The organism is Nocardiopsis metallicus (assembly GCF_014201115.1).
GTDB lineage: Bacteria > Actinomycetota > Actinomycetes > Streptosporangiales > Streptosporangiaceae > Nocardiopsis > Nocardiopsis metallicus.
Window position 1 is genome coordinate 4,570,396 of the sequence record NZ_JACHDO010000001.1, and the last position, 21,472, is coordinate 4,591,867.

The 21,472-nt window shown below is 71.3% G+C and carries 13 protein-coding genes; 1 reads left to right on the forward strand and 12 read right to left on the reverse strand.

Going from position 1 to position 21,472, the window contains the following annotated elements; genetic code table 11:
- Window positions 1-114 precede the first annotated feature (114 nt).
- From guaA to HNR07_RS19955, 11 genes are all read right to left on the reverse strand, one after another.
- Window positions 115-1,695, reverse strand: a complete 1,581-nt coding sequence (gene guaA / locus HNR07_RS19905) for a glutamine-hydrolyzing GMP synthase (protein ID WP_184366287.1) — start codon at window positions 1,693-1,695, stop codon at window positions 115-117.
- A gap of 112 nt (window positions 1,696-1,807) precedes the next feature.
- Window positions 1,808-2,821 (reverse strand): UDP-glucose 4-epimerase GalE, encoded by a 1,014-nt coding sequence (gene galE / locus HNR07_RS19910; protein WP_184366288.1) that lies wholly within the window; start codon window positions 2,819-2,821, stop codon window positions 1,808-1,810.
- A 165-nt stretch (window positions 2,822-2,986) separates the two neighbouring features.
- The gene (locus tag HNR07_RS19915; protein ID WP_184366289.1) at window positions 2,987-5,464 is read right to left on the reverse strand and encodes an endonuclease/exonuclease/phosphatase family protein; all 2,478 of its coding nucleotides are present in this window, start codon (window positions 5,462-5,464) and stop codon (window positions 2,987-2,989) included.
- 247 nt (window positions 5,465-5,711) lie between these two features.
- On the reverse strand, window positions 5,712-7,685 hold the full coding sequence (locus HNR07_RS19920; RefSeq protein ID WP_184366290.1) for an elongation factor G: 1,974 nt from the start codon (window positions 7,683-7,685) through the stop codon (window positions 5,712-5,714).
- A 179-nt stretch (window positions 7,686-7,864) separates the two neighbouring features.
- Entirely contained in the window at window positions 7,865-10,459 is a 2,595-nt protein-coding gene (locus HNR07_RS19925; RefSeq protein WP_184366291.1) for a polynucleotide kinase-phosphatase, read from the reverse strand.
- Window positions 10,456-11,988 (reverse strand): 3' terminal RNA ribose 2'-O-methyltransferase Hen1, encoded by a 1,533-nt coding sequence (locus HNR07_RS19930; RefSeq protein ID WP_184366292.1) that lies wholly within the window; start codon window positions 11,986-11,988, stop codon window positions 10,456-10,458. The genes HNR07_RS19925 and HNR07_RS19930 overlap by 4 nt, the downstream gene beginning before the upstream one ends.
- Window positions 11,989-12,011: 23 nt before the next feature.
- The gene (locus tag HNR07_RS19935; RefSeq protein WP_184366293.1) at window positions 12,012-12,491 is read right to left on the reverse strand and encodes a hypothetical protein; all 480 of its coding nucleotides are present in this window, start codon (window positions 12,489-12,491) and stop codon (window positions 12,012-12,014) included.
- 48 nt (window positions 12,492-12,539) lie between these two features.
- On the reverse strand, window positions 12,540-13,559 hold the full coding sequence (locus HNR07_RS19940; protein ID WP_184366294.1) for a hypothetical protein: 1,020 nt from the start codon (window positions 13,557-13,559) through the stop codon (window positions 12,540-12,542).
- Window positions 13,560-13,643: 84 nt separating this feature from the next.
- Window positions 13,644-15,857, reverse strand: a complete 2,214-nt coding sequence (locus tag HNR07_RS19945) for a TRAP transporter permease (RefSeq protein ID WP_184366295.1) — start codon at window positions 15,855-15,857, stop codon at window positions 13,644-13,646.
- Window positions 15,858-15,904: 47 nt separating this feature from the next.
- Window positions 15,905-16,450: a DUF1850 domain-containing protein gene (locus HNR07_RS19950; RefSeq protein WP_184366296.1), complete on the reverse strand. Its 546-nt coding sequence runs from the start codon at window positions 16,448-16,450 to the stop codon at window positions 15,905-15,907.
- A 13-nt stretch (window positions 16,451-16,463) separates the two neighbouring features.
- The gene (locus tag HNR07_RS19955; RefSeq protein ID WP_184366297.1) at window positions 16,464-17,507 is read right to left on the reverse strand and encodes a TAXI family TRAP transporter solute-binding subunit; all 1,044 of its coding nucleotides are present in this window, start codon (window positions 17,505-17,507) and stop codon (window positions 16,464-16,466) included.
- Between the two features lie 218 nt (window positions 17,508-17,725).
- Between HNR07_RS19955 and HNR07_RS19960 the strand changes: the two genes are divergently transcribed.
- Window positions 17,726-18,757 (forward strand): TAXI family TRAP transporter solute-binding subunit, encoded by a 1,032-nt coding sequence (locus HNR07_RS19960; RefSeq protein WP_184366298.1) that lies wholly within the window; start codon window positions 17,726-17,728, stop codon window positions 18,755-18,757.
- A gap of 111 nt (window positions 18,758-18,868) precedes the next feature.
- On the opposite strand, the gene HNR07_RS19965 is transcribed toward HNR07_RS19960, so the two are convergent.
- The gene (locus tag HNR07_RS19965) at window positions 18,869-21,463 is read right to left on the reverse strand and encodes an MMPL family transporter (RefSeq protein ID WP_184366299.1); all 2,595 of its coding nucleotides are present in this window, start codon (window positions 21,461-21,463) and stop codon (window positions 18,869-18,871) included.
- Window positions 21,464-21,472: the final 9 nt, after the last annotated feature.

Consider the following 21,472-nt stretch of genomic DNA (forward strand, 5'->3'; position numbering starts at 1 on the left):
CTGCCTCTGCGCACCGAAACGGCGGGGCCCGGCACACGCGATCGTGTGTGCCGGGCCCCGCCGTTTCGGGGGATAGCCTCGCGGCGCTCCCGCCCGGACTACTCCCGCTCGTGCCTACTCCCACTCGATGGTGCCCGGGGGCTTGCTGGTCACGTCCAGCGCCACCCGGTTGATCTCGCGGACCTCGTTGGTGATCCGGTTGGAGATGCGGGCGAGCACGTCGTAGGGCACGCGCGACCAGTCGGCCGTCATCGCGTCCTCGCTGCTGACCGGGCGCAGCACCACGGGGTGGCCGTAGGTGCGGCCGTCGCCCTGGACGCCCACCGAGCGGACGTCGGCGAGCAGCACCACCGGGCACTGCCAGATGTCGCGGTCCAGACCGGCGCGGGTGAGCTCCTCGCGGGCGATGGCGTCGGCCTCACGCAGGATCTCCAGGCGCTCCCGGTTGACCTCGCCGATGATCCGGATGCCCAGGCCGGGGCCGGGGAAGGGCTGGCGCCACACCATCTCGGGCGGCAGGCCCAGCTCCTCGCCGACCTTGCGCACCTCGTCCTTGAACAGCTCGCGCAGCGGCTCCACCAGGGTGAACTGGAGGTCGTCGGGCAGGCCGCCCACGTTGTGGTGCGACTTGATGTTGGCGGTGCCGGTGCCGCCGCCGGACTCGACGACGTCCGGGTACAGGGTGCCCTGGACCAGGAACTCGACCTCGGAACCGTCGTCGCCGCTCTCGGCGACGACCTCGCGGGCCGCCTGCTCGAAGATGCGGATGAACTCGCGGCCGATGATCTTGCGCTTCTCCTCGGGGTCGGTGACCCCGGCCAGCGCGCCCAGGAAGCGCTCCTCGGCGTCGACGACCTTCAGCTTGGCGCCGGTGATCGCGACGAAGTCCTTCTCGACCTGGTCGGCCTCGCCCTTGCGGAGCAGGCCGTGGTCCACGAACACGCAGGTGAGCTGGTCACCGACGGCGCGCTGCACGAGGGCACCGGCCACGGCGGAGTCCACGCCGCCGCTCAGCGCGCAGATGACGCGCTTGTCGCCGATCTGCTCGCGGATGCGCTCCAGCTGCTCCTCGACGATGTTCACCATCGTCCAGGTGGGACGGCAGCCCGCGCCCTCGTAGAGGAAGCGGCGCAGCAGGTCCTGGCCGTGCTCGGTGTGCATGACCTCGGGGTGGAACTGCACGCCGAACAGGCGGCGCTCGGTGTCCTCGAAGGCGGCGACCGGGGCGCCCGCGGTGCTGGCGGTGCTCTTGAACCCGGCCGGGGCCTGGACCACGGAGTCGCCGTGCGACATCCACACGCTCAGGCCCTCGGGCAGGCCCTCGAACAGCACGGAGTCAATGTTGGCGGTCAGCTCGGTGCGGCCGAACTCGCTCAGGTCGGTCTTGTCGACGACCCCGCCCAGGGCGCGCGTCATGGCCTGGAAGCCGTAGCAGATACCGAAGGTCGGGACCCCGGTCTCGAACAGCTCGGCCCCCACGGCCGGGGCCCCGTCGGCGTACACCGAGGAGGGGCCGCCGGAGAGGATGATGGCCTTGGGTTTCTTGGCGAGCATCTCCTCGACCGGCATGGTCGAGGGCACGATCTCGCTGTGCACGTGGCATTCCCGGACCCGTCGCGCGATCAGCTGCGCGTACTGCGCACCGAAGTCGACGACGAGGACGGTGTCGAACGTGCTGTCAGCACCAACGGACACGACGGAGGACCTTCCGCAGAAAAATGTGGATGTCCGTCCAGTCTAGGCCGTTCACCACGGTCGGAAGGCACCGACGGGTGTGCCGCCCGGCACCCGGCCGGGCGGCCGCTTCTCAGCCCGCGAAGCCGTTCGGGTTGGCGGACTGCCAGCGCCAGGCGTCCCGGCAGGCGTCGTCCACGGTCAGCTCGGCCTTCCAGCCGAGGTCGCGGGTGGCGGCGCCCGGGTCGGCGTAGCAGACGGCGATGTCACCGGGGCGGCGCTCGATCACCGCGTGCGGGATGGGCGAGCCGGTGGCGCGTTCGAAGGCGCGCAGGCCCTCCATGACCGAGGTTCCCTGGCCGGTACCGAGGTTGTAGACGCGGTGTCCTGAGGCGTCGGCCAGATGGTCCACGGCGGCGAGATGGCCCTTCGCCAGGTCCACCACGTGCAGGTAGTCGCGTACACCGGTGCCGTCGGGGGTGTCGTAGTCGTCGCCGAACACGTTCAGCCGCTCGCGCCGCCCGGCCGCCACCTGCGCGATGTAGGGGAAGAGGTTGTTCGGGACGCCCTGGGGGTCCTCGCCGATCAGGCCGCTGGGGTGCGCGCCGATCGGGTTGAAGTAGCGCAGGGAGATGATCCGCCAGCTCGGGTCGGCGGCGGCCAGGTCGTCCAGGATCCGCTCGGCGAACAGCTTGGTGCTGCCGTAGGGGTTGGTGGTGGTCAGCCGCGCGTCCTCGGTGATCGGCACGGTCTCGGGGTCGCCGTAGACGGTGGCGGAGGAGCTGAGCACGAGGTCGCGCACCCCGGCCTCGTCCATGGCCTCGCAGAGGGTCAGCAGGGCGTCGAGGTTGTTGCGGTAGTAACGCAGGGGCTGCTCGACGGACTCGCCCACGGCCTTGAGCCCGGCCAGGTGGATGACGGCGTCGATGTCGTGCGCCGCGAAGACCGCGCGCATCGCCTCGGGGTCGGTGCAGTCCGCCTTGTGGAAGGCGAGCGTGCGACCGGTGATCCGCTCCACGCGGCGCAGGGCCTCCTCGTGGCTGTTGACGAGGGAGTCGACGACCACGACCCCGTGCCCGGCCTCGATCAGCTCGACAGCGGTGTGCGTGCCGATGTACCCGGCGCCGCCGGTGAGCAGTACGTTCATCGATCGCTTCCTGAGGTGGGCGCTGCGGTCCCTCCCAGGATATGGGCCGTGGCGGCCCCGACGAGCGACCCGCCCGACGTGTCGGGGCACAGCCGGTACGGGCGAACGGGGCGGGCACTGGATCCGGTGCCCGCCCCGTTCACCCATCGGGTGGTGCGTCCGTTGCTAACCGCGGCCCGGAGAGGTGCTGCGGCGCGTGTCGATCCGCAGGACCTGGGGGTCGTGGTCGCTGACCTGGTCGTGGAACTCGGAGTTGATCCGCACGATCTCGTAGTCGACCCGCCCGGCCAGTACGCCGTTGACCAGGATGTGGTCGAGCGCCTGGGAGTTGCCGTCGAAGACGTAGTTGTAGCGCTGGTCCGGCTCCAGCAGGTCCACCATCGGGTTGGTGAGGGTGCCGTCGCCGGTGAGGATGTCCAGGGTCGTCGAGAACTGGAAGTCGTTCAGGTCACCCATCACCACCAGGTTGGCCTCGGGGTCCACCGCGAGGAGATCGTCGGCGAACTCGCGGACCAGGGTGGCCTGCTGGTGGCGCTGGGTCTCGGTGACCCGGTTCGGCGGCTGGTTGACGCCGTGCAGGGGCTGGTCCCCGCCCTTGGCGTTGAAGTGGTTGGTCACCACGTAAACGTCGCGGTTGAGGGCGCGGAAGTGGCCGACCAGCGGCTTGCGGCTGGAGTTCCAGGCCGCCTCCTGGGGGGCGATGCGGCCCGGGGAGACGGACAGTTCGGCCCCGCGCTCACCCTCGACGACCTCGACGGGGGTGGTGGCGTCGCCGCCCCCGACGTCCACGAACTGGACGCGGTCCGGGTTGAAGAGGAAGGCGTTGCGGATGTTGCCGCCGGGCTGGCCGCCGTCCCGGCCGTCCTCCGGGCTGATCTGGCGCCACTCGTATTCGGGCCCGCCCGCGGCCGCGACTGCGGCCACGAGCCGGTCGAGGGTGACGTCGGCGTCCACGGTCCCGTCGTCGACGGGACCGTTGTTGTCCTGGATCTCCTCCAGGCCGACGATGTCCGGCGCCGCGAGGTAGTCGGCGATGCCCTCGGCCAGGGCGTCGAACTTGGCCTGGTCGTCCGTGCCGCCGAGGTTCTCGACGTTGTAGGTGGCGACGCTGATCTCGTGCCGTGCGGTGTCGCGGACCGGCACGCGCTCCAGGTCACCGGACACGTGCTCGCCGAGGGTGGTGGCGCGGACCACGTAGCCGCCGAACCGGCTGTAGTAGACCGGGCCCTCGGTGACCCCGGCGAGGGTGTCGCCGACGTTCGCCTCCGGGAAGGGGCGCACCTCCCGGTCCAGCAGCGACTCGATCTTCACCCGGCCGCTGTTGGGGTCGTCGTAGGAGCCGTAGCGCACCCCGCCGTTGGCGGTGCGGTTCCGGTCGGGCTTGGTGGTCACCCACAGGGCGTCGTAGCCGTCGGTGGCTCCGACGACGGGCGCGTCCTCCACCCGGACGATCATGTGCTCGTGAGCGGCCCAGAAGTCCAGGGCGTACTTGTCCGGCTGGAGTTCGAGCTCGGTGATGTCACCGCCGTGATCCGGGGCGTAGGCCTCAGGGAGGGTGTCGGCCTCCAGCAGGACCGCCTCGGGCAGGTCGTTGTCCCGGCTGAGGGTGGTCCAGCGGGCCCGGTCGAGCTGGGTGATGGTCTGGGCGCCTGCCTGGGGGCGGTACTCGCTGACCCGTCCGGCGGCCAGGATCTCGTCGCCGACCGCGACGTCAGGGGTGGTGGAGCCGGTGAAGACGAAGAGCGCCTCACTGGTGCGCGGGTCGCCGTCGCCCTCGGTGTCCTGGAACCAGAAGCCCCGAGCGCTGCCGAAGGCGTTGACCGCGGTGACCACACCGGGCAGGCCGGAGACCTCCTCGCCCACGTGGGGTGAGGTGTGGCTGGTCCCCTGAACGTCGTGGATGCGCAGCTCACCGGGTTCGACCGGATCCTCGGGGTCGCCGCCGCCGGGGCCCTCGACCGTCTCGCCCGCGCTGTTGGTGGGGGTCGGCTCGCCGGTGGAGAAGTCGGCGGAGTTGTTCCCGGTGTCGGTGAACGCGGCGTCGCGGGAGGTCGAGGTGGTGTTGCTGGTACCGGCGGTGGGCGACCCGGCGAAGACCGCGGCGTTGCCGTAGCCGACGACGTCGATGATCGACTCGTCCTCGGCGCAGGTAGCGGCGGTGCGGCACTCGACCGGGTCGGTGCCCTCCACCAGGAGCACGATCCCGGCGGAGGCCGACATGTTCGTGTTCCCGGCGTCGTCCGGTTCGGGCAGCTCGGTGGTACCGCCCGCGCCCGCCGCCTGGCGGATCAGGTAGTGCTCGCCGGTGGGGACGCTGCCGCTGAGCGGGGTCACCTGGACCCGGGTGGACGCGCCGGGCTGCGCCGGCAGGTACTGCACGCTCCACCCGGACAGGTCGACGTCGGCTTCGGTGGGGTTGCCCAGCTCGACGAAGTCGTGCCGCAGCTCAGCCCCGCTGTTGCCGCCACCGCCGTAGACCTCGCTGATCACGGGGTGTTCAGCGGCTGCCAGGGCGGGCACCGGCGCGATGAGGCTCGCGCCCAGGGCCACCGCCGCGACCGCCGATGCCGAAGCGAGGGAGCGCCGCGGCGGGGCCGGGTCGGCCGGAGTGGGGGATGTGGGTCTGGACGGTGTTGGGGACACGCCTGCTCCGTTTTCTCCGGTGTGGTCGGGGATTTCGGGGGTTCTCAGGGGGTTCGGACGCGGCCACATCATGACTGCCACGGGTGTCCACATGAAGGAGGGCACGTGAAAAGAAGACGACCCGGTGCCCGATTGTTGTGATCCCACGACAACTGAGGGCACTGACCTCGGTGTGATCCTCCAAAGCCCCGGCCGTGAGTCCGTCCCGCCAGGCCCACTGGTCCAGTCCGGTCTAGCCCCGATGCCGCTACCCTCCGGTCCCCGCGCGGCCCGCGTTGCCCAGATGGACCAGGTACTCGTTCAGGTTCAGCGGGTTGCCGTCGGTGCGGGCCCGGCGGGGCGCGTTTCTCCGCACCGGGCGGTCCCCCGCTGACCGGGTCCACCACACCCCCTCGCCCCGGGAGATCCCCGGCAGCCGGGACCGGAAGGCGTCGATCCCGCGCACGGGAATGTCACCGCTGATCCGCCATCCTCCGGCGGTCCGCTCCGTGCCGGATACCCGCGCCCCGCACCCGTGCAGGTGGGAGACGGCCGCGCCCAGCACGTCCCCGGGGACGTCGGCCTCGAACGCGTGCACGGGTTCGTGCACGCGGGTCCCGGCGGCGTCGAGTGCGCGCATCAGCACCACCGGGGTGAGCAGCCGGAAGAGCGCGACGGGTACCGGTGGGACGTAACCGCTGTGCACGAGGGTCACGACGCAGTCGGTTACCGGCCATCCGTACAGCCCCTGGCCGAGGGTGTCACGCACGGTCTCCTCGACGGCGCGGTCCTGGGCCGCGAGCAGCGCGCCCAACTCCGTCTCCCGGCGGAACACCACACCGCTGCCGCGCTCCCCCGGGTCCACCCGCAACCCGACCGCGATCGGCCCGGCGAGCTCACGCTCGAAGTCGATTTCCTCCACCGCCGTGCCGGTGCCGGTCGGGTGTTCGGTGTGCACGACGCTGCTGGGTTCGAAAACCGCCTCGACCCCGAACTCGGTGGCCAGGGTGTCGGCGACGACCTCCTTCTGCACCTCACCGTGGAGCAGGACCGAAAGGCCACCGCCCGGCACGGTACGCAGCCGGATCAGCGGGTCCTGGTCCCCGAGCGCGCGCAGCGCGGCGTGCAGCCGGTGTTCGCAGCCCTCGCCGACCGGGCGCACGATCGATTCCAGGGCCGGGCGGACCAGGTTCACCGGTGCGGTCGACGCCCCGAGCCGGTCACCGACCCGCATTTCGGGCAGACCGCGGATCCGCCCGATCCCGCCCGCGGTGAGCGCACGTCCGCGCTCGCCTTCGGCACCGACCACCTCCAGGTGGGTGATGCGCCCCTGGTGGGGGTCGCCGTCCTCGGGGTCGGACCGCGCGAACAGCACCCGGTCCCGCACGCGCAGGACCCCCGAGTGCAGCCGCAGGTACCCGGTCTTCTCCCCGGATGCCGAACGCTCGATCGCGAACACCGTCCCGCGCGGTTCCCCGGAGCCGCTCTCCCGTGCGGCGGGCAGCAGTCCGGTGAGGGCCCGGGAAAGCAGGTCAACGCCCTCTCCTGTGATCGCCGAGCCCGAGAGCACCGGATACAGGAGCCCGCGCCCGACCTGGTCGCGGACCCTCTCCCGCAGGGCTGTGCCCAGCGGTGGCGGCCGGTCGTCGACCAGCGCGGCCAGCAGTGCGTCGTCCTCCTCGGCGAGCAATTCGGACGCACGGGCGGCCAACTCGGGGCTGTCCCAGGCGAGCGGTACCGTGCGCGCCCCTGGGGTGCCCGGGTCCCGCACGCTGTCCAGGGCCAGGGCTCGGCCGGTGAGGCGGCGGATCTGGGCGAGGACGCGCTCGGGGTCGGCACCGCCCCGGTCGACCTTGTTGACGAACAGGAGCACCGGTAGGCGCATCTCGCGCAGGACGCGCATGAGCAGACGGGTATGGGCCTGGACGCCCTCCACGGCGGAGAGCACCAGGACGGCCCCGTCGAGCACCGAGAGGGCGCGCTCGACCTCGGCGACGAAGTCGGCGTGTCCGGGGGTGTCGATCAGGTTGACCCGGGTGTCGCCGACCCGGAAGGGCGCGACGGCGGTACGCACGGTGATGCCGCGTTCGCGTTCGATCCGGCCGGTGTCGGTCCGAGTGTCACCGGAGTCGACGCTGCCGAGCCGGTCGACGGCACCGGCGTCATAGAGCAGACGCTCGGTGAGGCTGGTCTTACCCGCGTCGACGTGCGCGAGGATCCCGACGTTGAGTGTGGTGGTCAAATGCGGTTCCCAGGAGGGTCTCGGTCCGGAAGGTGGTCTGAGAACTTCCGTGGGAACGCCGCATGCCGTTGACCTCTCTGACGTCGGTACTGGTCAGGATGATGATGCAGACCGGGGGCGGGCCGAGCAAGGGATTTTTTCCCGCGCGGCCCGCCCCCGTGTCACGCTCAGGCCGGCGACTACAGCCTGGGGTCGACCGGTTCGGTCTCCAGGGCCAGGACCGCGAAGACCGGCTCGTGCACCCGCCACAGCGGCTCACCGGCCGCCTGCCGGGTCAGGGCCTCCAGGCCGAGCTTGTGCTCGCGCATGGCCAGTCCGTTCTTGCGGCCGAGCTTGCGGTCCTTGAGCACCGCGATCCGTTCCGGGTCGGTGTAGTCCGCCCCGTAGATGATCCGCAGGTACTCCGGGCCGCGCACCTTCAGCCCCGGCTGGGCCAGGCCCTTGCGGGCCTTGGCGCGCATCCCCAGCAGCGGCTTGACCACCATGCCCTCACCGCCCTGGTCGACCATCTCCCGCCACCACGCGGACGCGGCAGCGCAGGCGTCGGGGTCGGTGGTGTCCACGACCCGGTAGCGGGTGGCTTGGACGATCCCGCCGGTCTGTGCGAGCTGTTCGGCGACGCCCATGTGCCAGAGGTGGTCGGCCTCGCCGTACTCCCGGCCCTCGGAGGCCAGGAGGGCGAACGGGGCGTAGCGCAGCCCGTCGGCGCCCTCGGTCTGCCAGGTGTAGCGGCGGTACACCCGGCTGAACGCCTCCGTCTGCTCGGTGCGCCGGGCGATGGTGGCGGCCAGTGCGCCGACGTCGATCCCCCGTTCGGCCGCCGCGGCCAGGGCGGCCGAGGCCGCGGGCAGCGAGGCGCGGGCGGCGGCGCCCACGGACGCGTACTGCTCCCGGATGAGCGGGCCCGCCTTGGCCGACCAGGGCAGCAGTTCGCCGTCCAGGGCCACCCAGTCCGTGCCGAGCTTGTCCCACAGTCCGGCGTCGGTGACGGCCTGGCGCAGCCTGCTGACCACCTCGGCCTGGACCTGCGGGTCCTTGAAGAAGGCCCGCCCGGTGCGGGTGTAGACGGTGCCGAGTTCGCCCGGGACGAAGCGGCGTTCGGCGGCGGCCTCGTCGCGGCAGAGCACGGCGACCGCCCGTGAGCCCATGTGCTTCTCCTCGCAGATCACCTGCCCGATGCCGGAGGCCCGGTAGGAGGCGAAGGCCTCGTCGGGGTGTTCCAGCAGTTCCGGGTCGGCGGCGGTCGGCGCGGGGGCCATGGTCGGCGGCAGGTAGACCAACCACCGGGGGTCCACCGAGAAGCGGCTCATCACCTCCAGGGCGGCCATGGTGCTCTCGGTGTCGGCGCGCACGGTGCCGTAGCGGGTCTCGACGAACAGCCCGGCGTGGAAGTCGCCCACGCCGACGTCGTTGATGTCGATGGCCTGGCCGGTGCCCCGGTCGTCGGCCTCCGGCGGGTTCTCCACCAGGGGCCGTGCGGGCTCGTACCAGGTGCGTTCGGCGTCCACGTCCACGATCTCCCGCTCGGGGTAGCGCAGCGCGGTGAGCTTGCCGCCGAAAACGCAGCCGGTGTCCAGGCAGATGGTGCGGTTGAGCCATTCGGCCTTGTTGGTGGGCACGTGCCCGTAGACCACCATGGCCTTGCCTCGGTAGTCGCGGGCCCAGGGCAGCCGGACGGGGAGGCCGAACTCGTCGGTCTCTCCGGTGGTCTCGCCGTACAGGGCGAAGGAGCGGACCCGCCCGGAGGCGCGCCCGTGGTACTCCTCCTTGAGCCCGGCGTGCGCCACGACCAGGTTGCCGCCGTCCAGCATCAGGTGGCTGACCAGGCCGTCGCAGAACTCCAGGACCTCCTTGCGGAACTCCTCGGTCTCGCGGCCCAGCTGCTCCACGGTCTCGGCGAGGCCGTGGGTGAGCGTGGCCTTGCCGCTCTTGAGGTAGCGGACCAGCTTGTTCTCGTGGTTTCCGGGCACGCAGAGGGCGTCGCCGTCGGCGACCATGCCCATGACCAGGCGCAGCACGCCGGGGCTGTCGGGGCCCCGGTCCACGAGGTCACCGACGAACACCGCCGTGCGGCCCTCGGGGTGCCGGGCGCCGACCGGGCGGCCCTGGTCGTCGCGGCGCAGTTCGTAGCCGAGCTCCGCCAGCAGGGACTCCAGCTCGGAGCGGCAGCCGTGGATGTCACCGACGATGTCGAAGGGGCCGGTGAGCTCGGTGCGGTCCGGCCAGGGGCGCTCCAGCTCGATGCGGACGTCGTCGATCTCCTCCTGTCCCTGGAGGACGAACATCTTGCGGATGCCCTCGCGGGTCATCCTCTTGATGCCGTCCTTGAGGTCGCGGCGCTGGCGGCGGATGACGTGGTCGCCGAAGTCGCGGTCGGTGCGGTCGCGGTTGCGTTCGCGGGCCACCGCCTCGGGCACGTCGAGCACGATCGCGGTGGTCAGGACGTTGTTGTCCTTGGCGATGCGGATCAGCTGCTCGCGGGCCTTGCGCTGGACGTTGGTGGCGTCCACGACGGTGAGCAGGCCGCGCCGAAGCCGGATGTCCACGATGGTGTTCAGCAGGGCGAAGGCGTCGGAGGTGGCGGTCTGGTCGTTCTCGTCGTCGCTGACCATGCCCCGGCAGAAGTCGGAGCCGATCACCTGGGTGGGCCTGAAGTGCTTGGCGGCGAAGGTGGACTTGCCGGAACCGGAGACCCCGACCAGCAGGACGAGCCCCATTCGGGGCACGCCGAGCACGCGGGGCTCGCGGGTCGCCTCGTCGTTCGGCTCGGTCATTTGGTGAAGACTCCCATCTGGGTCGGGGCCCCGGTCTCGGGGTGCTCCGGCCCGACCGGCAGATAGCGGACGGTGTAGCCGTGTTCGGCGGCGACCCGGTCGGCCCAGGCGGCGAACTCGGCGCGGGTCCACTCGAAGCGGTGGTCGGCGTGCCGGAACGCACCCTCGGCCAGCCCTTCGTAGTGGCGGTTGTACTCGATGTTGGGCGTGGTGACCACGACGACCCGGGGTGCGGCGTCGCCGAAGACCACGTTCTCCATGGCGGACAGCCGGGAGGGGTCCAGGTGCTCGACGACCTCCATGAGCACCGCCACGTCGTGGCCGTGGAAGCGCCGGTCCCGGTAGACCACGGAGCCGAGCAGCAACTCGGGCCGGGACTTGTGGGCGGCCTGGTCACCGCGGCCCGCGGTGTGGCCGGCGAACAGCGGCCGGTGGCGCCTGCCGCCGTCCGGGTGGCAGCCCTTGCAGAGCTTGCGGTGGGCGATCTCCAGGCTGGCCAGGTGGACGTCCACCCCGGTGATCCGCTCCAGGGTGCGGTCGCGGACCAGCCGCTCCAACAGCGTCCCGCCGCCGCAGCCCAGGTCGATGACGCTGGTGGCCCGCTCGGCCGCCAGAACCGCCATGATCGCGCCCGCGCGCTGCTCGGCCAGCGAGGGTTCGCGCTCCTCCACGGCCGGGTCGGTGGGGACCCCGGCGGTTCCGTTCGCTTCGCCGGCCCCGGCCCCGTCCTCGGTTTCGACTCGGTCCTCGGACTCGGCCAGGCGGGCCAGGGCGGTGCGCACGTACCGCTCCCGGCGGGCGAGGTAGCGCCGGGTGATCCACCCGCGCTCGGGGTGCCCGGCCAGCCAGCCCGCGCCCTCCCCCTCCTCGTTCTCGGTCCCGTCGACCGGTGCGCCGCCCGCACGGAGCAGCTTGTCGATCTCGGTGGAGTCCACCCAGTAGTGCTTGTGGCCGCCCTCCATGGCGGGCAGCAGCACGTACAGGTGGCTGAGCGCCTCGGACAGCCGCAGGGTGCCGGTCAGGGTGAGCGACAGGTAGTGCGAGGCACCCCATCCGGGTAGCCCGGGGTCGAGCGGGACCGGCTCGGCCTCGACTGTCCAGCCCAGCGGTTCGAAGAGTTCCCGGGCCTTCTGGGGACCGGGGCGGCAGGGCACCGCGGGCAGGTGCAGGACCAGCGGGATGGGGGTGCGGGCCAGCTCGGGGCGGAGCTCGCTCGCACCGCGGATCGCGGTCCGCAGCACCCTGCCCAGCGCCACCGTGAACAGCGAGGAGGAGGCGTAGGGGCGGTCGTTCACGTACTGCGCGAGGGCGAAGTCGGGGGTGCTCACCGACGTCCGCGAGCGCAGCAGCGCCTGCGGGTCCACGTCGAGCAGGAGCGCCGCCGTGCAGCGTTCCTCGGTGGCCTCCGGGTAGAAGACATGCGCCGTGCCGAAGGACTGCTCGAAACTCTGCGCCTTGTCGGGGTGCTTGTGCAGCAGGTGTCCGAGGTCCGTCGCCGGCCTGGCCGTGGTGGTGATCGTCAGTAGCACCCGTGCATTGTGTCGGACCCCGATCAGCGGGGACCAGTGTTTTTGCGCTCTTCACGGAGCACGAGCGCGAGAACTCCGAAGGAGAGGAGCGCGGCGACCAGGTGAATCCCGGAGAATCCGACGACCTCGAGCAGGAGCGGGTCCATCCCCCAACTGATGCGCGCCGTGTAGGCAAGACCAGAGATCAGCCACAGCATCAGAAGGAAGACGGGGAAGCCGAGCAGGGTGGAGCTCAGTACCGGCCCCACCCCGAACCACCGGGCGAACACACCGAACAGGAGGGGGATCAGCAGGATGTGCCCGACGAATCCCACCAGCATGAGGATGGTGTTGCCGATCTCCTCCCCCGGCCCCTGGACCGTCAACGAGGCGTTGCTCAGGGCGAACCACTGGACAAGGCCCGTGATCGTGGCGGCCACCGCGACGGCCCCCAGCACGCGGGGCAGTCGCTGGATGCAGGTGAGGGTGCGGGGTTCCTCTTCGCGGAGGGATGAGTAGCTCATGTTCCCCACTCTCGGCCAACTCCGCCCGCCGCACATGAGTAGGCCTACTCAGCCGCCCTGTTCGGCGAGGCTGGGGTCCACGCCCAGTTCGGCCATGGCCAGGGCTGCCTCGGTCCGCGCCGAGCCGAAGAACGACCACGGGACGTCGCAGACGTAGCGGCCGACCATCCCCAGGTGCCAGCGGGCCAGGTCCTGCTCCCCCGCCCGGTGGAAGGCCCAGCCGAAGAGGTGGTGGGCCTGGACCTCGCGCACGTGCGGGACGGCCGCCGACGCCCACCCCTGGGCGAGTTCGAACAGCTCGCGCACGGCCTCACCGTGCAGGCGGCCCAGGGCCATCGAGGTGATGTAGGCGCTGTTGCCCTCGCGGACCAGTCGGCGCTGCTCCCCGCGCAGGTACTCGGCGTGCGCCAGGGCGAGCACGGCCGGCAGCGGGCTGCCCTCGGGGGCGGTGTCGGCCGCTGCCCCGGCGGCGGCGAACATCTCCTCGGCCGAACCGCCGCGGCTGGGGGCCAGCGCCCGCACCCGGGTCATGTGCGCGGGAAAGAGGTGCGGCGCCCGCGCGCTCGCCTCGGACCAGGCGCGTTCGCGCTCCTCGCGGTCGCCGAGCCCCATCGCCACCGTCTGGAGGGCGGACCAGGGCGCGGCGTCCTCGGGGTTGGCCCGGGCCGCCTCCTCCAACGGGACCCGGGCCTCGTGCAGGGCGGCCTCGAAGGCCTTGCGGTCGGCCTGACCGGTGCCGCCGGAGGGCAGGGCCATCGCCCGGGCCAGCAGCGTGTGGCCCAGCCACAGCATCGTGTCGGCGGGGTCGGCGCCCGCCTCGACCAGCGCGGCGACCTCGTCGGGGCGATTCGCGGCGGCCCGCCCCAACGCCTCGGCCCGGTAGGCGCGGGCCTCCGGGTCCCCCCTGGTCTCCACGAGCAGGGTCGCGCCCGCCTCGACGTCGCCCTCGCGTACCGCCTCGCATCCTGCGCGTAGCAGGGGGTCCGTGCCGTAGGCCGCCGACACCAGCACCGCCTCCAGGTCGGCACCGCGCAGGGTCCGCCCGGGGTTCCATCCGAATCGCCACATGTCAGTCAGGCTAGGGCACTCAATACCGAAGGCGGGGTGCGGCGGCACTCGGTCGCCGCACCCCGCACGCCTGCGCGCGCAACCCTACTCGCGGGCGGCCTGCGGCTGCGGCTGACCAACCGGGGCGACCAGGCCCCTGGCCCGGTCGCGGCGGTGGTTGACCACCTGGAGGGTGATGAGCACCGTGCACGCCACCGTTCCGGCGATGACGAACCAGTCCGAGGGGACGTGCACGGACAGCAGCGCCTGGGTCCAGCCGGTCCACTCGGGGGCGATCAGGATCAGGGCCGCGGACGCGCCCAGGGCGATGCGCTCGCCCAGCAGGGTGCGGCGCAGGAAGAAGCCCTCGATCGCCATCGCCCCCGCTGCCAGGGCCAGCGAGCCCGTGACGATGGCCGTCACCAGGTTCAGGACCGGCCCGTCCAGCTCCATCAGCGCCGAGTAGGCCATCAGGAGCGGGATCAGGTAGAGGCCCTTGGCGAACTTCCACGCGGACACGCCCGAGCGCATCGGACTGGAGTTGGCGATACCGGCCGCGGCGAAGGCGGCCAGGGCCACCGGCGGGGTGACGTTGGAGTCCTGGCTGAGCCAGTACACGATCATGTGCGCCACGATCAGCGCCAGCCCGAGCTGCTCCAGCGCCGGACCGGCCAGGATGACCAGCACGACGTAGGACGCGGTCACCGGCAGGCCGACACCCAGGATGAGGGAGGCCAGCGCGACCATCACCAGGGTCATCAGGAGGTTCCCGGCGAAGGCGTTGACCAGCACGTCGGAGAAGACCAGGCCCAGGCCGGTGAGGCCGACCATGCCGACGATGATGCCCGCGGCAGCGCACGCCACGGACACCGGCAGCGTGCTGCGGGCGGCCATCACGAACACCTCCAGGAAGTCCTGGAAGCTCAGGCGGCTGCTGGCCCTCAGCATGGCCACGACCAGCAGGGCGCCGCAGGCGGCCAGGCCGGCCTGGCTGGGCGACACGTAGTTCAGCAGCAGCACGATCAGCAGGACCAGCGGGGCCAGGAAGTGCCAGCCCGCCCGCATCACGACGGCGAGGGCGGGCACCTCGTCCCGGCCCATGCCGCCGATGTTGTGTTTGCGGGCCAGGATGTCCACGAACAGGAACATCAGCGCGAAGTACATCAGTGCGGGGATGATCGCGACCTTGACGATGTCCGCGTAGGGGATGTTCAGGCGCTCGGCCATCAGGAACGCGCCCGCGCCCATGATCGGCGGCAGCACCTGGCCGCCGGTGGAGGCGGCCGCCTCCACCCCGGCCGCGTCGTGCTTCTTGTAGCCGACCTTCTTCATCAGCGGGATGGTGAAGGGCCCGCTGGTGACCACGTTGGCGATGGCGCTGCCGGAGATCGAACCCATCAGGGCGCTGCCCAGCACCGCGCCCTTGGCGGGGCCGCCGACCATCCTGCCGGTGAAGACGTAGGCCAGTCCCACGAAGAAGTTGCCGCCGCCGGTCTTGGACAGCAGTGAGCCGAACAGGATGAACACGAACACGAACGTCACGACCACGCCGAGGGTGAGCCCGAAGATGCCGTCGTTGTTCAGGAAGGTGTAGGTGGCGATGCGCTCGCGGGTGTACCCGGAGTGGCCGAACTGGCCGGAGATGTAGGGCCCGTAGTAGGCGTAGAGCAGGAAGGAGCTCACCAGGACGGCCATGACCGCCCCCACCGCGCGGCGGGTGGCCTCCAGCAGGACCAGGATGGCGACCAGGCTGATGATGTAGTCGGTCTCGGTGTAGGTGCCCACCCGGCGGGCCAGGTCCGCCTGGAAGACGAGCACGTAGAGGCTGGTCAGCAGGACGGCGGAGAAGGCGACCAGGTCGAGCGCGTGCCCTATGCCCCGGACGGTCCGGCCCGCGGACTCCAGCCTCTGTTCCCGGGTGCCGGAGCGGACGAACAGCCCGATGGCGGAGGCGATCAGCCGGGTGAGGAGCCCGCCCGGCGCGAAGGGCCGCATCACGATGAAGACCAGCAGCATCACCAGCATGAGGTGGATGATGCGCTGTTGGCGGGCGTCCAGTCCGGAGCGCAGGGCGATGTAGAGCTGGAAGAGGGTCAGGGCCACGCCCAGGAAGAGGATGAGCCCGCCCATGACGAGCCCGGTGCGGCCCTCGCCCCAGCGCTCGGCGGCGATCCTGCGCCACAGCGGCGGGACGTCCCGGCCGAGCCCGTCGACGTCGGGCAGCACGTCGGCGGAGGTGCCGGTCTTGCGGCCGCCCTTGCCGAACCCGACCTCGGGGTTCTCCGCGGGCCTCTCGTCTGAGGTCTTCTCAGCGGTCATGGTTCTTCCTCGGGTTCGGATGGGGCGGACCGTCGGTCTGACACGGGTCAGCCCGGGGAGGGTTCGTCGCAGTACGGCTGCGGGTCACCGGCCAGCAGCAGACGGAGCGTGGAGATCCGGACGGGTTCGACGACCACCCGTCGGGAGGTCAGGCACGGCGAGAGCCGGACCTCGGTGTCGGGGGTGCTCAGCCGGTGGTCGACCGCGGCCGTGCCCACCCGGATCGCGACCTCCGGACCGATCGGGCGGTTCATGTCCTCGATGACCCACCACTCGCCGTCGGCCCGGCCGGTCCCCTCACCGGGGATGTGGCCCATGCCAGCACCGAACTGGCGCAGCCGGGTGGAGTCGACGACCAGCTCACCGTCGCGGACCCGGAGGTTCTCCTCGATCGGCAGGTGGTCGATCGAGTGAACGTAGGAGAGGGTGAACTGTTCGCCCTCGGCCAGGGGCAGGTGGCCCAGGCGCTCGTCGTCGACGCTCAGCCGGAGCGCCGGCCACAGGGGCAGCAGCGCTCCGGCGACGAGGACGGCGGCGAGGACGGCGGCCAGGGCCGTACCCGCCCGTCTCCTGACCGCGGTGGACGGATCCATCGGGTCGGGCGCCCTACTCGTCGGCGCTCTCGGGGAGCCGGTCCGCGGGGATGTCCACGCCCTGCTCCTCGTAGAAGCGGACGGCGCCCGGGTGGACCGGGACCGGGCTGTTCTCGATGGTCTCCGGGACCAGGTACTCCTCGCCCGGGGCGTACACGCCGACGACCTCGTCGATGTTCTCGAACATGGCCTTGGTGATCTCGTAGGCCTGCTCCTCGTTGAAGCTGCCCGGCACGACCAGGGCGTTCCACACGGCGATGGTGGCCACGTCGTCCTCGACACCCGGGTAGGTGCCGCCCGGGATGACGTGCTCGGTGTAGCCGCCGTAGCCGCTGACGACCGCGTCGCGCTCGTCGTCGCACATCTCGATGAGCGCGATGTCCTCGGTGGTACCGAGCTCGGTGATGCCCGAGTGGCCCTGCCCGACGACCCACGAGCCGGCGTCGAGCTGGTTGTTGGTCAGGGCGTTGGCGGTCTCGGCGTAGCCCAGCTGCTGGATCTCCAGGTCGCTGGAGGCGATCTCCAGCGACTCGAAGACCTGGTTGGTGGTGGCCTCGTTGCCGCTGCCGATGTCACCGACGGAGTAGCGGTGGTCCACCACGTCCGAGAAGCACTCGAAGCCGTTGGACTCGGCGATACCGGCCAGGGTCACGGCGTGGAAGACGTTCGGGTACAGCACCGCGAGCGCGTAGGTCTCGACCGGGGAGCCCTCGAAGTCGGCGGTTCCGGTGAAGCCCTGGTCGGCGGCGTCGCCCTGGACGATCGCCAGGTGGCTGTCGCCCGCACCGAGCAGGCGGATGTTCTCCACGGAGGCGCCGGTGGCCTCGACCGAGGCGGTCTGGCCTTCGAGGTTGTCGCCGATGATGCCGCGCAGGGCACCGCCGATCGGGTAGTAGACACCGGTGGTGCCACCGGTGACGATGCTGAGGTTGTTCTGGACCGGGCCCTCGCCGAGGCCGGTCTCCTCAGCCGCCTGTTCGGCGGGCTGTTCCCCGCAGGCGGCCAGCAGCAGGACGCTGGCGGAGACGGCGGCCAGGGGCAACAGTGTGCGGCGCATGGTCGTGGGGGTCCTCTCGGGTGCCTCAGAGTCAGGAACGCAGGGGTCGGCGGCATCCGCTGGTCAGCTCCCCGGATTCGGGGTTCCGGCAGCGTTCCGACACCTACGGGTGTGAGCAACGTAACTGTCATCCACCGCAAACCCGTAGCCCCCGGGGAGGTATTTGAGGCTCTCCTGAGGTTCACCCGAGATTGCCGCCTCGTTGCTATTGTTCGACCATGACGTGGACCGCCCCTCAACGTCTCTGGTCCCTGGCCCGATCCCTGACCGCCGGCTTCCTCGCCGTCGCGGCGCTCACGTGGGCCTATCCCCCGCCCTCGGAGCCCCTGCGGCTGTCCATCGGCACCGGTGGCGCGGGCGGCGTCTACCACGTCTACGGAACCGGGCTGGCGGAGGTCGCCGGGGCCCGGCCGGAAACCGAGATCACCGCGCTGACCACCGCCGCCAGCGTGGAGAACAACCTGCTGGTGGCCGACGGGTCGATGGACGTCGCCTTCACCCTCGCCGACGTGGCCGCGCTGGCGGTGAGCGGTGCGGAACCCTTCGACGGCCCGCTGCCGATCTCGGCCGTGGCCCGCCTCTACGACAACCACACCCACGTGGTGGTGCGGGCGGACTCGCCCTACCAGAGCGTCTCCGACCTGGCCGGGGGCACGGTCTCGGTGGGCGCGATGGGGTCGGGCACCGAGATGATGGCCGACCGCCTCCTGGACCAGGCCGGTCTCGAACCGGTCGCCGAGGGCCAGGACCCCGCGTCGCACCCCGCGGGGGTGAGGCGGCTCCAGCTGTCCATCGGCAGCTCGGCCCTGGCCTTGGAGAACGGGCGGATCGACGCGTTCTTCTGGTCCGGCGGCCTGCCGACCCACGCGGTCGGTGACCTGGCAGAGCGGTTGCCGATCCGGTTGCTGGACCTGTCCGGCCACGTCCCGGGGCTGGTCGAGGAGTACGGGGAGTACTTCTCCGAGCTCCCGGTCCCGGCCGGGACCTACGAGGAAGTCCCGGCGGTGCGCACGATCGGGGTGCCGAGTCTGCTGGTGGTCAACAGCCGGATGCCCGAGGAACGAGTCGAGGCGTTCACCCGGCTGCTCTTCGAGTCACAGGCCGAACTGGTCGAGATCCACCCGGTGGCGCTGCACCTGCATCCTCGTTCGGCGATCGCCACGCTGCCGGTCCCCCTCCATCCGGGCGCGGCCCGGTACTACCAGTCGGTCAAGTACGCGAACGACCGGCCGCCGTCCGGACACGACTGAGCCCGGCGGGGCGCTCCCGGAGATGCTCCGGCGAGCGGCCCCACCGGGCCCTGGTACTGGTCAGCGCCTCTTCAGTGAGTCAGTGAGTCAGCGGTTCACCGAGTGAGCGGGTCAGCGCTGGCCGCTGGTGACGTCGGGCTCCGGCACGGAACCGGGCACCGTGCCAGCGGAGCCTTCGGCCCCGGCGCTCCGACCGGAGTCAGCGGCTCCGGTGTGGGCGCGCTCCAGCTTCGCGCCCTCGACGTCGATGTCGGGCAGGATCCGGTCCAGCCACGCGGGCAGCCACCAGGCGGCGTCCCCGGCCAGGTGCATCACGGCGGGCACGAGCAGCATGCGCACCACGAACGCGTCGAGCAGGACACCGAAGGCGAGCGCGAAACCGATCGAGCTGATCATCGTCATCTCGGAGAAGATGAACCCGCCGAACACCGAGATCATGATGATCGCGGCGGCGGTGACCACCGAACGCCCGGCCCGGAAGCCCTGCGCCACGGCGAGCCGGGCGGGGGCGCCGTGCACGTAGGCCTCGCGCATGCCGGTGCCGATGAAGAGCATGTAGTCCATGGCCAGGCCGAACAGGATGCCGACCACGATCGTGGGCAGGAAGCTCAGTACCGGGCCCGGGTCGCCCAGTCCGAGGAGACCGCCGAACCAGCCCCACTGGTAGACGGCGACCACACCGCCGAGGGCGGCGAAGTAGGACAGGATGAACCCGAGCGTGGCCACGACCGGGACGAAGATCGACCGGAACACCAGCAGCAGGATGACCAGGGCCAGACCCACGACCACCGTCAGGTAGACCGGCAGGGCGCTGGCGATCTGTTCGGAGATGTCGATGTTGCCGCTGGCCATACCGGCGACGCCGAGCGGGGGCTCGCCCTGGACCGGCTCCATGGCGCGCAGGGTGTGCACGAGTTCCTCGGTGGACTCGCTGGAGGGCCCTTCGACCGGCTTGACCTGGAAGATGGCCAGGGTTCCGTCGTCGGAGACACCGATGGGCGCGATAGCGTCGACGTCATCGAGGGCGTGGACGGCGTCGGCGACCTCGTACTGGTACTGCTCGGCGTTGTCCTGGGCCGACTCGTCGTCGGGGCCGCCGGGGATGTCGGCGGTGACCAGCAGGGGGCCGTTCTGGCCTTCACCGAAGTGGTCGGTGATGGCGGTGTAGGCGGCGTACTGGGTGGAGTCCACCGGCTGCGAGGAACCGTCCGGCAGGCCCTGGCGCAGGTCGAGGGCGGGCAGGGCGATGACGCCGAGGACGATGACGGCGACGGCGGCCCGCAGGAGCGCCCGGCCGTTGCCCATCGGCTGGGGCTCGTCCTGCTTCTGCGACTTCGCGGGCGCCCGCTTCCGGGGCATGCGACCGCTGGCGGCGGCCTCGGCCTTGGCCTTGGCGGTCTTGTCCGGGAGGTCGGTCGGGTCGGCGTCGATTCGGGCGCGTTCGCGCTTGGACAGGATGCGCGGCCCCACCAGGGCCAGCAGCGCCGGGATGAGGGTGACCGCGATGAGCACGGCCACGGCGATGGCCAACGCTCCTACGGTGCCCATGAGGCCGAGGAAGCCGATGCCGGTCAGGTTCAGGCCCAGCAGTGCGATGAGCACGGTGGCGCCCGCGAACACCACGGCGTTTCCGGCCGTTCCGTTGGCCAGGCCCACGGACTCGTCGAGGCCGACGCCCTCCTTGAGCTGGCGGCGGTGCCGGTTGACGATGAACAGGGCGTAGTCGATGCCCACGGCCAGGCCGAGCATGAGGCCCAGGATCGGGGTGATGTCGGCGATCGCGAGGACCCCGGACAGGGACATGGTGATCAGGGTCGCGATACCCACGCCGACGAGGGCGGTGAGGATCGGTAGTCCGGCGCCGATGAGGGTGCCGAGCATGACCAGCAGGACGATGCCCGCGACGATCACACCGATCACCTCGGCCTTGCTGACCAGGCTGGGCAGCTCCATGGCGATGTCGTCGGCGAAGTCGACGGTGGTGCCGGGCACCGGGTTGTCCGCGAAGACGGAGATGACGGAGTCCTTGGTCTCCTGGGAGACCTCCTCCTGGGCCTCGGTGAAGGCGATCATCACCAGGGCGGTGGTCTCGTCCTCGGAGACCGTGCCGATCCCGGCGGCCATCTCCAGCATGGCCTCGCCCTGTGCGAGCTGCTCCTCCTCGGGCTCCAGGGCCTCCAGCCCCGCGTCGATCTCGGCCTGCTGGCCGTCGAAGCCCTCCTCGAGCTGGTCGAGCATCCCTGCGGCCTCGGCCTGGGCGCGGCCCTCGTCCAGCTGTTCCTGGCCGTCCTCGATCTCGGCGCGGGCGCTGTCGATCTGTTCGCGGCCGTCCTCGAGGAGCTCGGCCTGTTCGGCGCGCTCCGCCTCGGTGGCGAACGGGTCGACGGCCTCCTCGACCCCGTTGACCCCGGCGGCCTCCTCGACGAGCTCGGCGATGTCCGCGCGCTGCTCGTCGGTGAAGGCGGAGCCGTCCTCGGTCCGCAGGACGATGGTGCCCGCGCCGCCGCCCATGCCGTCGAACTCGGCCTTGAGGCGCTGGTTCACCTCGTCGGTGGCGGTGCCGGGGATGGAGAAGCCGTCCTCCAGCTCTCCGGAGAAGAGGAAGAAGGCTCCGGCTGACGCCACAAGCAGGGCCAGCCAGATCGCGATGACGGTGCGGGCGCGCCGTGCGCAGGCACGCCCGAGTCTGTAGAGAAGTTCAGCCATGGTTCTTCC